Annotated in this window: 13 protein-coding genes; 5 read left to right on the top strand and 8 right to left on the bottom strand. The window is 65.5% G+C overall.

The features are described 5' to 3' along the window. Positions 1–85: 85 nt before the first annotated feature. The 5 genes from D2V04_RS05720 to miaA form a co-directional block, all read right to left on the bottom strand. Positions 86–751: a YceI family protein gene (locus D2V04_RS05720; RefSeq protein WP_119512315.1), complete on the bottom strand. Its 666-nt coding sequence runs from the start codon at positions 749–751 to the stop codon at positions 86–88. Between the two features lie 37 nt (positions 752–788). Further along, on the bottom strand, positions 789–1,808 hold the full coding sequence (gene ilvC, locus D2V04_RS05715) for a ketol-acid reductoisomerase (protein ID WP_119512608.1): 1,020 nt from the start codon (positions 1,806–1,808) through the stop codon (positions 789–791). A 115-nt stretch (positions 1,809–1,923) separates the two neighbouring features. Next, complete coding sequence (gene ilvN, locus D2V04_RS05710; protein ID WP_119512314.1) at positions 1,924–2,439, bottom strand: acetolactate synthase small subunit; 516 nt, start codon at positions 2,437–2,439, stop codon at positions 1,924–1,926. Continuing rightward, on the bottom strand, positions 2,439–4,187 hold the full coding sequence (ilvB, locus tag D2V04_RS05705) for a biosynthetic-type acetolactate synthase large subunit (protein ID WP_119512313.1): 1,749 nt from the start codon (positions 4,185–4,187) through the stop codon (positions 2,439–2,441). Before ilvB ends, ilvN begins: the two co-directional genes overlap by 1 nt. Positions 4,188–4,317: 130 nt before the next feature. Continuing rightward, positions 4,318–5,277, bottom strand: a complete 960-nt coding sequence (miaA, locus tag D2V04_RS05700; RefSeq protein WP_119512312.1) for a tRNA (adenosine(37)-N6)-dimethylallyltransferase MiaA — start codon at positions 5,275–5,277, stop codon at positions 4,318–4,320. Between miaA and serB the strand changes: the two genes are divergently transcribed. Both serB and D2V04_RS05690 read left to right on the top strand, forming a co-directional pair. Further along, on the top strand, positions 5,222–6,154 hold the full coding sequence (gene serB / locus D2V04_RS05695; RefSeq protein WP_182849673.1) for a phosphoserine phosphatase SerB: 933 nt from the start codon (positions 5,222–5,224) through the stop codon (positions 6,152–6,154). The two genes, miaA and serB, sit on opposite strands and share 56 nt — an antisense overlap. 115 nt (positions 6,155–6,269) lie before the next feature. Continuing rightward, positions 6,270–7,109, top strand: a complete 840-nt coding sequence (locus D2V04_RS05690; protein ID WP_119512607.1) for a Coq4 family protein — start codon at positions 6,270–6,272, stop codon at positions 7,107–7,109. Between the two features lie 43 nt (positions 7,110–7,152). Here the strand turns inward: D2V04_RS05690 and D2V04_RS05685 are convergent, their stop codons facing one another. From D2V04_RS05685 to purL, 3 genes are all read right to left on the bottom strand, one after another. Beyond that, on the bottom strand, positions 7,153–7,725 hold the full coding sequence (locus D2V04_RS05685; protein ID WP_147391775.1) for a hypothetical protein: 573 nt from the start codon (positions 7,723–7,725) through the stop codon (positions 7,153–7,155). A gap of 99 nt (positions 7,726–7,824) precedes the next feature. Beyond that, positions 7,825–8,295, bottom strand: a complete 471-nt coding sequence (locus tag D2V04_RS05680) for a hypothetical protein (RefSeq protein WP_119512309.1) — start codon at positions 8,293–8,295, stop codon at positions 7,825–7,827. Between the two features lie 95 nt (positions 8,296–8,390). Then, positions 8,391–10,625, bottom strand: a complete 2,235-nt coding sequence (gene purL, locus D2V04_RS05675; protein WP_119512308.1) for a phosphoribosylformylglycinamidine synthase subunit PurL — start codon at positions 10,623–10,625, stop codon at positions 8,391–8,393. Positions 10,626–10,861: 236 nt separating this feature from the next. On the opposite strand from purL, the gene D2V04_RS05670 reads away from it, so the two are divergent. The 3 genes from D2V04_RS05670 to coaD are packed head-to-tail and all read left to right on the top strand — an operon-like array spanning position 10,862 to position 12,547. Beyond that, a complete protein-coding gene (locus D2V04_RS05670; RefSeq protein ID WP_119512307.1) occupies positions 10,862–11,113 on the top strand; it encodes an exodeoxyribonuclease VII small subunit in 252 nt (83 codons plus the stop codon). A 7-nt stretch (positions 11,114–11,120) separates the two neighbouring features. After that, on the top strand, positions 11,121–12,023 hold the full coding sequence (locus tag D2V04_RS05665) for a polyprenyl synthetase family protein (RefSeq protein ID WP_407672075.1): 903 nt from the start codon (positions 11,121–11,123) through the stop codon (positions 12,021–12,023). Next, positions 12,020–12,547 carry a pantetheine-phosphate adenylyltransferase gene (gene coaD, locus D2V04_RS05660; protein WP_119512306.1) on the top strand — a complete coding sequence of 176 codons (528 nt, stop codon included), beginning with the start codon at positions 12,020–12,022 and terminating at the stop codon, positions 12,545–12,547. Before D2V04_RS05665 ends, coaD begins: the two co-directional genes overlap by 4 nt. Positions 12,548–12,639 lie beyond the last annotated feature (92 nt).

The raw sequence follows: 12,639 nt of genomic DNA, 5'->3' as shown, positions 1-12,639 counted from the left end.
TAAGTCGAAGCAGAATAAGTCCGTTGCGCGTCATGGCGATCCCAATGACCTAAAGTTGCCTCGATGGCAAGCGATCGAGGCCGGATTATTCCGCCGGCCGTTTCTCGAATGCCGCGGTGAACTCCAGTTCGACATCGTCGGACACCACCGGCACGCCGAAGCCGATCCCGAAATCCGAGCGCTTGATGACACCGTGTCCTTCGAAGCCGACCGTCTCGGCTTTCGTCATCGGGTTGGGGCCCGTGCCGGTGAAGCGCGCGTAGAGCTTCACTTCCTTCGTAACGCCGTTCAGCGTGAAGTCGCCGACCACATCGGCGGTCATGCCGCCGGGGCTGACTTGGACCGACTTCGAGACGAATCGCGCCGGTGCCGGCCCCGGCCCGAAGAAGTCGGGCGCGCCGCCGTCCTTGCCCGGCCGCAGCAGGTGATCGCGCAGCCCCTCGCTTGCTACGGTGACGTTAGCAACCGGGATCGTGACGTCGACCGACGACTGGCCCGGACTGGCGGGATCGAGCTGCAACGTTCCTTCGACATCGCCGAAGATGCCGAAATAGTCGTTGAAGCCGAAGTGGTTGACCCGCCACTGGACGAGGCTGTGCGCCGGATCGGCCACATATGTGCCGCCCGTCACCTTGCTCGGATCGACGACACCCGGCACCTCCGGCGGTGCATCCTGCGCGCCGAGCGTGGTCAGGGCCGAGAGGCCGAGCGTTGCCGCGCCGATTGCGGCGATCCAGGTCGTCTTCGTCATCTCGCGTCTCCAAATACTGTCGGCGCGAAGGATGCCGTCAGTTCTTCTCCTTGTCGACCAGCTTGTTCTTGCCGATCCAAGGCATCATCGCGCGCAGCCGCGCACCGGTCTGCTCGATCGGATGCGCCTCGGCCGCCTTGCGCGCGGCCTTCAACTCGGGCTGGCCGGCCCGGTTGTCGAGGACGAAATTCTTGACGAAACGGCCCGATTGAATGTCGGCAAGCACGCGCTTCATCTCGGCCTTGGTCTCCTCGGTGATGATCCGCGGGCCGGTGCTGATGTCGCCGTATTCGGCCGTGTTGCTGATCGAATAGCGCATGTTGGCGATCCCGCCTTCGTAGAGGAGGTCGACGATCAGCTTGGTTTCGTGGAGGCATTCGAAATAGGCCATCTCGGGCGCGTAACCGGCCTCTACCAGCGTCTCGAAGCCGGCCTGGATCAGGTGCGTGATACCGCCGCAAAGCACGGCCTGTTCACCGAACAGGTCGGTCTCGCACTCTTCCTTGAAGTTGGTCTCGATGATTCCGCTGCGCCCGCCGCCAACGCCGCTCGCGTAGGCGAGGGCGATATCGTGCGCGTTGCCGGTTGCGTCCTGGTGGACCGCGATCAGGCAGGGCACGCCGCCGCCGCGCTGATACTCGCTGCGCACGGTGTGACCCGGGCCCTTCGGCGCAATCATGATTACGTCGATGTCCTTCGGCGCTTCGATCAGGCCGAAGTGGATGTTGAGCCCGTGCGCGAAGGCGATCGCGCTACCGGGCTTCATGTTGCCGGCGAGATCGTTTTCCCAGATCGCGGCCTGATGCTCGTCGGGCGCGAGGATCATCAGCACGTCGGCCCACTTCGCGGCTTCGCTGTTCGACATGACGGTGAAGCCGGCGCTTTCCGCCTTCTTGGCGGTGGCCGAACCTTCGCGCAGCGCAATCGCGACGTCCTTCACGCCCGAATCGCGCAGGTTCTGCGCATGCGCGTGACCCTGGCTGCCGTAGCCGAGCACGGCGATCTTCTTGTTGGCGATCAGGTTCAGGTCGGCATCGGCGTCGTAGTAGACTTTCACGTCGGTTTCCTCGTTCTCTCGAATGTCGTCGTCCCAGCGCAAGCTGGGTCTGCTGTCCACATAGTCTCACTTGGCTGCGCCCGACCCCAGCTTGCGCCGGGGTGACGGCAAACGTCTAGGCTCCTTGCGCCCCGCGCATCATCCCCACGATCCCGGTGCGGCCGACTTCAACGAGGCCGAGCTCGCGCATCAGGCCGACGAAGCTGTCGACTTTCTCCGGCGTGCCGGTGATCTCGAAGATGAAGCTCTCGGTGGTCGTATCGACCGGGTGCGCGCGGAAGATGTCGGCGAGGCGCAGCGCCTCGACTCGCTTCTCGCCCGTGCCGGCAACCTTGACCAGCGCCAGCTCGCGCTCGACGTGCGGGCCTTCCTCGGTCAGGTCGACGACCTTGTGCACCGGCACCAGCCGGTCGAGCTGGGCGTGGATCTGGTCGATCACCTCGGGCGGACCGTTGGTGACGATGGTGATCCGGCTGACCGCGTGGTTCTCGGTGATGTCGGCCACGGTCAGGCTATCGATGTTGTACCCACGCGCGGTGAACAGCCCGGCGATCTTGGCGAGAATCCCGGCCTCGTTGTCGACGGTGATCGCCAGCACGTGGCGCTGCGATTCGGCTTCCTTGATCAGCATCACACCAGCGCCTTCGCTTCGTCGTCCATCGTGCCGCTGACACGATCGCCGTAGAGCAGCATGTCGGTGTGCGCCGCACCGCTCGGGATCATCGGGAAGCAATTCGCCCCCTTCGACACGCGGCAGTCGACCATGACCGGTCCGTCATGTTCGATCATCGCCTGGATGCCCGCGTCGAGGCCCGCGTCGTCTTCGATACGAATACCCTTCCAGCCGTAAGCTTCGGCGAGCCGAACGAAGTCGGGCAGGCTGTCGGAATATGAGTTCGAATAGCGGCTCTCGTAGGTCAGTTCCTGCCACTGGCGGACCATGCCCATGTACTCGTTGTTGAGGATGAAGATCTTGACCGGCAGGCGGTACTGGCTCGCAGTGCCGAGTTCCTGGATGTTCATCTGGATCGAGGCTTCGCCCGCGATATCGATCACCAGCGCATCCGGATTGCCGAGCTGCGCGCCGATCGCGGCGGGCAGGCCGTAGCCCATCGTGCCGAGGCCGCCGCTGGTGAGCCAGCGGTTGGGATCGGAGAAGCCGAAATACTGCGCGGCCCACATCTGATGCTGGCCGACTTCGGTCGAAATGATCGGATTGCGATCGCGGGTGAGGGCGAACAGACGCTCGATCGCCTTTTGCGGCATGATCTCGGTCTTGCTTGGCGGATAGGCGAGGCATTCGCAGGCGCGCCAACCCGCGATGCGTGCCTTCCATTCGCCGAGATCGCGCGCGCGGCGATCGCCCCAGGCCGCAGTCAGTTGACGCAGAACATGCGTGCAGTCGCCCAGAATGGCGAGGTCGACCGGCACCGTCTTGTTGATCGAGCTTCTGTCGATGTCGATGTGTATCTTCTTGGAATCGGGAGAAAACGCATCGAGACGCCCGGTCACGCGGTCGTCGAAACGGGCGCCGATGCAGACCATCAGGTCGCACCGGTTCATCGCCATGTTCGCCTCGTAGGTTCCGTGCATGCCGAGCATGCCCAGCCAGTCGGGATGATCGGACGGAAACGCGCCCAGCCCCATCAGCGTGCTGGTGACGGGCGCACCGGTCAGGTCCTGCAGACGGCGCAGCAGCGCGCTCGCTTCCGGGCCCGAGTTGATGACGCCGCCGCCGGTGTAGAAGATCGGGCGCTCGGCCGCGGCCAGCATCTCGATCGCCTGCGCGATCTCGTCCGCTTCGCCTTCCACCGGCGGCGCATAGCGCGACGAGGGCAGAGGAGCGGTGTCCTGATCGTCCCAGCTTGCGAGCGCGATCTGGACGTCCTTCGGAATGTCGATCACCACCGGGCCCGGGCGGCCGGTCGTGGCGATGCGGAAGGCTTCCTCGATCGTCGCACGGAGCTGTGTCGGGTCCTTCACCAGATAGTTGTGCTTGGTGCAGTGGCGCGTGATGCCGACCGTATCGGCTTCCTGGAACGCGTCCGTCCCGATCAGCGCCGTCGGCACCTGGCCGGTGATGACGACCATCGGAATCGAATCCATGAACGCGTCGGCAATGCCGGTCACCGCATTGGTCGCACCGGGGCCGGAGGTGACGAGCACCACGCCCGGCTTGCCGGTCGAGCGCGCATAGCCTTCGGCCGCGTGCGCCGCGCCGGCTTCGTGGCGGACAAGAATATGGCGGACGCGCGTATCGGCGAAGAGCTCATCGTAGATCGGTAGCACCGCGCCGCCGGGATAGCCGAAGACGAATTCGACACCCTCCCGCACCAGGCATTCGATCAGGATGGATGCGCCGCTGCGCTCCTCCGCCATTGTCCGACCCTTTCCTTCTCAACTTCGTCATACGCCGAAAAAAGATCGACCCGGCGCGGAGGGGGTATTCGCGCCGGGCCAAACTTTTCACTTCGGCCCGCCTATGCGACAGAATATGATATGTCAAGAGCTATTGGTGAAACAATGATGCGAATTGAGCCTCGATATCATTCCGAAGTGACTCGGTGCGCATCCATTCTTGCGGAGGCTGGCGACGGAACCAGGTGTACTGCCGCTTGGCGTAATTGCGCGTGGCCTGCTGCCCGGCGGCGATCATCTCCTCGCGAGAGAGCTCATTCGCCAGCCATGCGGCGATCTCGCGCACGCCGATCGCACGCATGACGGGCAGCATCGGATCGAGCCCGCGCGCCAGCAGCGCCTCGACTTCCTCTACCGCGCCCGATTCGATCATCGCCTCGAAGCGCCTGTCGCAGCGTTCGTAGAGCCACGAACGATCGGGCAGCAGGACCAGCGGATGGAGCGTGACCGCCCCCTCGATCCCGCCTTCGCGGAGCATCTGCCAGTGCGCGAGCGTGCGGCCCGTCGATCGGACGACTTCGAGCGCCCGGGCGACGCGCGTCGTATCGGCCGGAGCGAGCTGCGCTGCGCGTTCGGGATCGAGCGCCGACAGCTCTGCATGTGCTTCGCTCACCGGCATGGCACGGACGGCTTCGCGGACTTCGGGTGCGATCGGCGGCACGGGCGCGATCCCGTCGATCAGGGTGCGCAGGTAGAGCCCGGTCCCCCCGACCAGGATCGGCACGCCGTCTCGCGCGTGCATCTCGGTGATCTCGACTTTCGCGCGCGCGGCCCAGTCGGCTGCTGAGCAGGCTTCGGCCCCGTCCCACGCGCCGAACAGCCGATGCGGCACGCCGGCCATCTCTTCTTCGCAGGGCCGCGCGCTGAGCACGCGCAAGTCGCGATAGACCTGCGCGCTGTCGGCGTTGATCACCGCAGCCGGTCGCCCGCGCTCCCCCAGCGCATGCGCGAGGCGCACGGCGAGATCGCTCTTGCCGCTCGCGGTCGGCCCTGCGATGAGCGCCACCGGCGGCCGTTCGCGGCGGGATTTCGGAGAATTTGCGGTGCTCATCGCCCGGCTGATAGCAGACCCGGTACACCTTGAAACGCGCCTCGATCGCGCCACTGCTGCGCTCGAGCGCGAAGGGATGCGGGTGGCCGTAGCGCAGATGCTCGACTTCTGCAGTGACGTGCTGGAAATCGGATTGCCCGAAGGCGACGCAGCGGCACTCCGTGCGATTCTCGACGAGCATTTCACGCCTGCCGACCTACTCGTCTCGGCCCGCGAGATCGCCGTGCCCGACCTGTTCGTATCGGACATGGACTCGACTATGATCGGGCAGGAATGCATCGACGAGCTGGCCGACTTCGCCGGGTTCAAGGACCGTGTCGCGGCGATCACCGAGCGGGCGATGCAGGGGGAGCTCGACTTCGCCAGCGCGCTTGCCGAACGGGTCGGGCTGCTCGCCGGCCTTTCGGAAGAGACGATCACGACTTGCCTGACCGAGCGCATTCGGCCGATGGATGGCGCGAGAACGCTCGTCGCGACGCTGAAGGCGAAAGGCTGCCGCACCGTCCTGGTGACCGGCGGCTTCCATCATTTCGCCGACCCGGTGGCGGAGGACATCGGTTTCGAGCAAGTCGTCGGTAACCGGCTCGCGGTCGCCGATGGCAAGCTCACCGGCGCGCTCGCGGGCGCGATCACCGACAGTTCGGTGAAGGAGCGCGTGCTGCGCGAGGAGGCGGCGAAGATCGGCCCCGACGCGATCAGCCTTGCCGCCGGGGACGGAGCGAACGACATCCCGATGCTGCGCGCCGCGACCTGGGGTCTGGCCTACCGCGCCAAGCCGAAAGCGCGGAAGGCGGCGGACGGGTGGATCGATCGGGGGGATCTGACGGCAGTGTTGGAACTGCTCGGCATCCCGCATGAGGAATGGGTGAGCGGGTAGGGCGCGAACTGCTCCGCGTTCTGTGTGGGACTCACGATGGTGAGACCACCAGAACTAGCTTTCAATTTGCAACTGAAATGCTACATTGACAGGCGTGTCAGTAAAGGGCGACGCGATGACCGAAGTGCAGACCCTGCAGCATGCCGACCCGAACGCCGCCTGCGCGAGCGACGGCACGCTGTTCCGCAATCCGGTGCGGCCCGAGGTCAGGCGCGACGTCGGCAAGGCGCTTCATCACTTCCGCGAGCTGTTGAAGGACAAGGAGGACACCGAGCAGGTCTTCCACATCTATGAAGCCCTGCCGTCGGAGACCTTCCTGCCGCGGGCCCGTGCGCTGACACTGAGCGCAGAGGGCGAGGAATTGCGCGCGAACGAGCCTTTCCTGCCACCGATCCTCGACGACCACGATGCACTGCGGCGACTGCCCGCCGGCAGCGTGGCGCATGCCTATATCGAGTTTATGGAGCGCGAGGGGCTGACCGCTGCGGGCCTCGTCGCCGAATCGGACAAGATGGGCCGGCCGAAGTACGGTGATCTGATCGAGTGGTATGGTTTTCGCCAGCGCGATACGCACGACCTGATGCATGTCCTCACCGGCTACGGCCGCGATGCGCTGGGCGAGCAGTGCGTGCTGCTGTTCACCCACGGGCAGAGCCCGAGCCACGGGCATCTGCTGCTCGGCTACGCCGGCGCGCTCAACATCAAGAAGCAGGTCAAGAGCAAGGCGCCGGTCTACCGCGCGGTGCGCGAGGCGCATCGGATCGGCAAGGCCTGCCCCTCGATTGTCGAGATGTCGGTCCGTGAACTGCTCGCCATGGACCTGCAGGACGCGCGACAGAAGCTGCGGATCACCGAGCCGAAATGGTATCGCCACTGCCACGAGGTGTGGCGCAGCGAGGGTGTCGATCCCTATGATCTGCTCGGCAAGGAACTAACGGAGAAGCTTGCCGCATAGCGGACTTGTGTGTCCGCCTTCGTTGGAAGGCGGTGATCCGGTCTTACGATCGGCTTTTCAGCCAGGCGGCGAAACGAACGCCCGCCGCGGCAAGGGCGATGCTGCCGAAGATTGCCCCGATCCACATCGTGTCGGGATTGAATACGCGCCCAAGGTAGCTCTGGGCGAAGATCAGCCACAGATAGTGAATGCCGAAGCGGTGCAGCCGCTTCCACCAGCGCCCCATCGCGCGCTGCGCGGCGTTGCTCGAGGTCAGCGCCATTGCGTAGAGCAGGGCATAGGCCAAGCCGCCACCGACAAGCGTAACCGCCGATGGCGTCTCGCCGGCCAGCCGAAAGGCCATCGTCAACGAGATGAGATGGACAGTGTGGCTGCACGCGAAACCAAGGCCGATCCACCGCCGCCGCGCGAGCGCGGCCCGGGTGAAACCGTTCGGCGCAAGCTGGTGCAGCGGACGCGAGATGTAGGCAAGGATCAGCAACGGAAAGCCGACGCGCGCGGTGTAGCGGGTCGCAAGCTGCCATTGTTCCTGCGCGGTTTCGCCCCAGGCAAAGCCGGTCGCGACAGCAGCCAGCCCTGCCACCAGTCCGAACCACATCGGCCAGCGCGTGTGCATGCCCCGTTTCCCTCTGTTGCTGGTGCTACAGCCAGTTGATGATTTGCTCCATCGGCTTCTTCCTCAGCGCATGTTCGGGCATGGCAGCATCGGGCTTGCTCATACCCGCTGCGAGCGAGCCGTGATCCAGGCGATCGGAATGCCCACCAGGATGCAGTGCGAGAATAGCGCGTTGCCGACGCTCCATGCGATCTCGCTTACGCTATCTCCCGTATAAGCTTCCGGCGGCCACAGTTCGGGCCAGCGCAGCGGGCGGACGATCCAGTACATGATCACCCACAGCAGCAGGCCGTAGAGCAGCCCGGCCACGATCGGATGGCGCAGCACCGCGGAGAAATTCGGCGCGATCGCGACGTAGGCAGCCGCCATCGCCAGCATGATCGCGAAATGGGTCAGCAGCCCCAGCGACGCCCCGACTGCGCTCTCGTACATCCCGTCGCCAAACGGACCGCTGGCGACGAATTGCAGGACTCGCGTGGGTGTGGCACCCGCCATTCCGGCAAAGACGAAAGCCGAGATGATGTCGAGCGTCCCGGCGACGAGCCATGCGATGACAATCGTGCGCGCCATTCCAGGGCTCCCCTCCCGTTACCGCACCTAGCACACCCCTTTACGCATTCGGGTCGAGCTTGTCGAAGCCGGTTCTTCGGGTGTGGCAGCGGACCCTAACTCTCCATCCAGTCGCGGAAGAAGCTCTGATGCGCCTCGCGCAGATCGGCCAGCGAAACGCCCAGCAGCTTGTCGCCACCGACGGTGCCGAGGCGGCGGAAACCGATCATCGCGGTCTCGGCGTTCTCGGTGCCCTTGGCGAGTGCTTGGTTGAGCGCGTCGGTATCGGGCACGGTCACGACATAACGGCCCTGATCCTCACCGAACCACCACTGCGCCGCGGTGTAGGCGTCGTTGCCGCCGACCTCGGCGCCGATACCGCCCGCGAGCGCCATCTCCGCCAGCGCGACGGCGAGGCCGCCGTCGGAAACGTCGTGCACGGCGTTGACCAGCCCGTCGGCGATGAGCTGGCGCACAATCTCGCCCGCGTTGCGCTCGATGGTCAGGTCGGTGGGCGGCGTGCGACCTTCGTCGCGGCCGTGAATCTCGCGCAGCCACAGCGACTGGCCGAGATGCGAGCGCGTCGGGTCCGGTTTGGCCCAATATTCCGCCGCGACGAGGTAGATGACGTCGCCCTCGTTCTTGAACGGCATCGTCATCATGCGGCCGTAGTCCTCGATCACACCGACGCCGCCGATTGCCGGGGTCGGAAGAATCGCGCTGCCGCCGCCGGTCGCCTTGCTCTCGTTGTAGAGGCTGACGTTGCCGCTCACGATCGGGAAATCGAGCGCGCGGCAGGCGTCGCCCATGCCTTCGAGGCAGCCGGTGAACTGGGCCATGATCTCGGGCCGCTGCGGATTGGCGAAGTTGAGGCAGTTGGTCACCGCTAGCGGCCGCGCGCCGACCGCGCAGAGGTTGCGATAGGCTTCGGCGATCGCCTGTTTGCCGCCCTCGTAGGGGTCGGCGTAGCAATAGCGCGGCGTGCAGTCGGTGGTCATCGCCAGCGCCTTGCGAGTGCCGTGGACCCGGACCACGCCGGCGTCGCCGCCAGTCTGGAGCGTGTCGGCACCGACCTGGCTGTCGTATTGCTCGGCGATCCAGCGGCGCGAGGCGAGGTCGGGGCAGGCCATCAGCTTCAGCAGATCCGCGCCGACGTCTGCGCTCTCGGGTAGGTCGGCGAGCGGCTTGATCTGTGCCCAGGCCTTGTAGTCCTCGCGGTTCATCGCCGGGCGGTCGTAGAGCGGCGCGTCGGCGGCGAGCGGGCCGAGCGGGATGTCGCACACGACCTCGCCGTCGAACTCCAGCACCATGTGCTGCGTGTCGGTGACTTCGCCGATAACCGCGAAGTCGAGCTCCCACTTGCGGAAGATTTCCTCGGCCTGCTGCTCGCGGCCAGGTTTGAGGACCATGAGCATCCGCTCCTGGCTCTCGCTCAGCATCATTTCGTAGGGCGTCATGCCCTCTTCGCGGCAGGGCACCTGGTTCATGTCGAGCCGGATGCCGGCCTTGCCGTTGGTCGCCATTTCGACGCTGGAGGAGGTGAGGCCCGCAGCGCCCATGTCCTGGATCGCGACGATCGCGTCGGTCGCCATCAGCTCGAGGCAGGCTTCGATCAGCAGCTTTTCGGTGAACGGATCGCCGACCTGCACCGTGGGGCGTTTGGCGTCTGCGTCATCGCCGAAGTCCGCGCTCGCCATGGTCGCGCCGTGGATGCCGTCGCGTCCGGTCTTGGAGCCAACATAGACGATCGGATTGCCGACGCCCGTCGCGGCCGAGTAGAAAATCTTGTCGCTATCCGCGACGCCCACGGTCATCGCATTGACGAGGATGTTGCCGTCGTAGGCCGGATGGAAGTTCGTCTCCCCACCCACCGTTGGCACGCCCACGCAGTTGCCGTAGCCGCCGATGCCCGCGACGACGCCCTGTACCAGGTGCTTCATCTTCGGGTGGTCGGGCCGGCCGAAGCGCAGCGCGTTCATGTTTGCTACCGGCCGCGCGCCCATCGTGAACACGTCGCGCAGGATGCCGCCGACGCCGGTTGCCGCGCCTTGGTAGGGCTCGATGTAACTCGGGTGGTTATGGCTCTCCATCTTGAAGATCGCGGCCTGGCCGTCGCCGATGTCGATCACGCCCGCGTTTTCGCCGGGCCCGCAGATGACCCACGGTGCCTCGGTCGGCAGCTTCTTCAGATGGATGCGCGAGCTCTTGTACGAGCAGTGCTCGGACCACATGACGGAGAATATGCCGAGTTCGACGAGGTTCGGCTCGCGGCCCAGCGCGTGCAGGACGCGCTCGTATTCCTCGGGGCTGAGGCCGTGCTGCTCGACGACTTCGGGGGTGATCGCGGACATGGTGCGAGACTCGGGAGTAGCCATGCGCGCGCCCTTAGCCTTGGTATGCCCGCGCCGCCAGTCCTACATCCGCGGTGGCCCCCTGCGAAGGCAAGGGGCCTCAGGCCACCCGCGCTTCGATCGATAACACGAGGTCTCGGCCTTCGCCGGGACTCAGAAATGAATCCACATCATCCGCCTTCTCCCCCGCCTGTCGCCTTGACCAAGCGGGGAGTGCCCGCCAATGCTCCCGCGTCATGACCGAGGCTGCGCCTGAAATCGCCGAAATGTCCTTCGAAGATGCGCTCCGCGCGCTGGAAGAGATCGTAAGGAAGCTGGAGGGCGGCGAAGTGCCGCTCGACGATTCGATCACGCTCTACGAACGCGGCGAGCAGTTGCGCCGGCACTGCCAGGCGCGGCTCGATGCAGCGCAGGCACGGATCGAGAAGATCGTGACCGGGCCCGACGGCCAGCCGCGCGGAACGGCACCGTTCGGCGCGGACGGCTGACGTGCAACTGGTCGGCGATCGGACGGACATCATTTCCGGAAACCTTGCGCGGGTTCAGCGTGAGGTCGACGCCGCTTTCGAAGAGTTCCTGCCTGTCCCCGACGATACCCGCGCGCGCCTGATCGAAGCGATGCGCTACGCCGCAATCGGCGGCGGCAAGCGCGTTCGTCCGCTGCTGGTGACGGCAACAGCGAGCATGTACGGCGTGGCCCGCCAGACGGCGGTGAAGGCCGGATGCGCGGTCGAGGCGATCCACGTCTATTCGCTGATCCACGACGACTTGCCGTGCATGGACGACGACGATCTGCGCCACGGCAAACCGACGCTGCACAAAGCTTACGACGAAGCGACCGCAGTGCTGGCCGGCGATGCGCTCCACGCGCTCGCGTTCGAGATCCTCTCGATGCCCGAGACGGTGAGCGATCCGTTCGTTCGCGCAGAGCTGATCGCCACGCTGGCCGGTGCCAGCGGCATGGGCGGCATGGCGGGCGGGCAGATGATGGACATGGTCGCCGCTGAGAAGAACTACGATCTTCGCGCGATCACGCGGCTCCAGCAACTCAAGACGGGCGCCCTCCTGACTGCGGCCGTGGAGATGGGGGCGATCTTGGGCCGCGTTCCGGTCGATTCCCGGAACCATCTGCGCAACTACGCCCGCGATGTCGGCCTCGCCTTCCAGATCGCCGACGACCTGCTCGACCACGAGGGCGACGAGGCGAAGGCGGGCAAGGCGCTGCGCAAGGACGACGAGAAGGGCAAGCAGACTTTCGTGACGCTGATGGGCGCCGACAAGGCGCGCGATCAGGCACATGCGCTGGTCGAGCAGGCGGTCGGCCACCTCGCGCCGCACGGCCGCGAGGCCGATCTGCTGCGCGCGCTGGCACGGTTCATTGTGGAGAGAGACAGGTGAGTCCCAAGAACGATTCGGAGCGCATCGGCGTCTATCCGGGCACATTCGACCCGATCACGCTCGGGCATGCCGATATCATTCGGCGCGGGGCGAAGCTGGTCGACCGGTTGATCATCGGGGTGACGACCAATCCGTCGAAGAACCCGATGTTCTCACCCGAAGAGCGGATGGAGATGGTGCGGCGCGAGGTCGCCTCGCTCGGGCTCGGCAACGTCGACGTGGTCGGGTTCAATGCGCTGTTGATGAAGTTCGCACGGACGCAGGGCGCGAGCATGATCGTACGCGGCCTGCGGGCTGTGGCGGACTTCGAATACGAATACCAGATGGCCGGCATGAACCAGCAGCTTGACGACGAGATCGAGACGGTGTTCCTGATGGCCGACGTCTCCCTCCAACCGATCGCGTCGAAGCTGGTCAAGGAGATCGCGCTGTTCGGCGGCGACATCTCACCCTTCGTCAGCCCCGCCGTCTGTGACGAGGTAATCGCGCGGGTGGAGAAGATCGGGCGTCGGGGGGATTACTGACCGCTCCTTTGAAATATCCCGCTGCGCATCATTCATTGAACCGACAGTCCCCCGGCGCTAGACGCTGCCGCCGAAGCTGCCTGAAAGACGGA

The organism is Pelagerythrobacter aerophilus (assembly GCF_003581645.1).
GTDB lineage: Bacteria > Pseudomonadota > Alphaproteobacteria > Sphingomonadales > Sphingomonadaceae > Pelagerythrobacter > Pelagerythrobacter aerophilus.
Note: the sequence above shows the minus strand (reverse complement) of the source record. Positions and strands in the feature narration are given on the sequence as shown.

Excerpts from the sequence above, each read along its gene's own strand:
- ilvN (WP_119512314.1), bottom strand. The coding sequence starts at position 2,439 with ATGCTGATCAAGGAAGCCGAATCGCAGCGCCACGTGCTGGCGATCACC.
- D2V04_RS05690 (WP_119512607.1), top strand. The coding sequence starts at position 6,270 with ATGACCGAAGTGCAGACCCTGCAGCATGCCGACCCGAACGCCGCCTGC.
- D2V04_RS05720 (WP_119512315.1), bottom strand. The coding sequence starts at position 751 with ATGACGAAGACGACCTGGATCGCCGCAATCGGCGCGGCAACGCTCGGC.
- ilvB (WP_119512313.1), bottom strand. The coding sequence starts at position 4,187 with ATGGCGGAGGAGCGCAGCGGCGCATCCATCCTGATCGAATGCCTGGTG.
- D2V04_RS05680 (WP_119512309.1), bottom strand. The coding sequence starts at position 8,295 with ATGGCGCGCACGATTGTCATCGCATGGCTCGTCGCCGGGACGCTCGAC.
- miaA (WP_119512312.1), bottom strand. The coding sequence starts at position 5,277 with ATGAGCACCGCAAATTCTCCGAAATCCCGCCGCGAACGGCCGCCGGTG.
- D2V04_RS05685 (WP_147391775.1), bottom strand. The coding sequence starts at position 7,725 with ATGCACACGCGCTGGCCGATGTGGTTCGGACTGGTGGCAGGGCTGGCT.
- purL (WP_119512308.1), bottom strand. The coding sequence starts at position 10,625 with ATGTCCGCGATCACCCCCGAAGTCGTCGAGCAGCACGGCCTCAGCCCC.
- D2V04_RS05670 (WP_119512307.1), top strand. The coding sequence starts at position 10,862 with ATGACCGAGGCTGCGCCTGAAATCGCCGAAATGTCCTTCGAAGATGCG.
- serB (WP_182849673.1), top strand. The coding sequence starts at position 5,222 with ATGAGCGCCACCGGCGGCCGTTCGCGGCGGGATTTCGGAGAATTTGCG.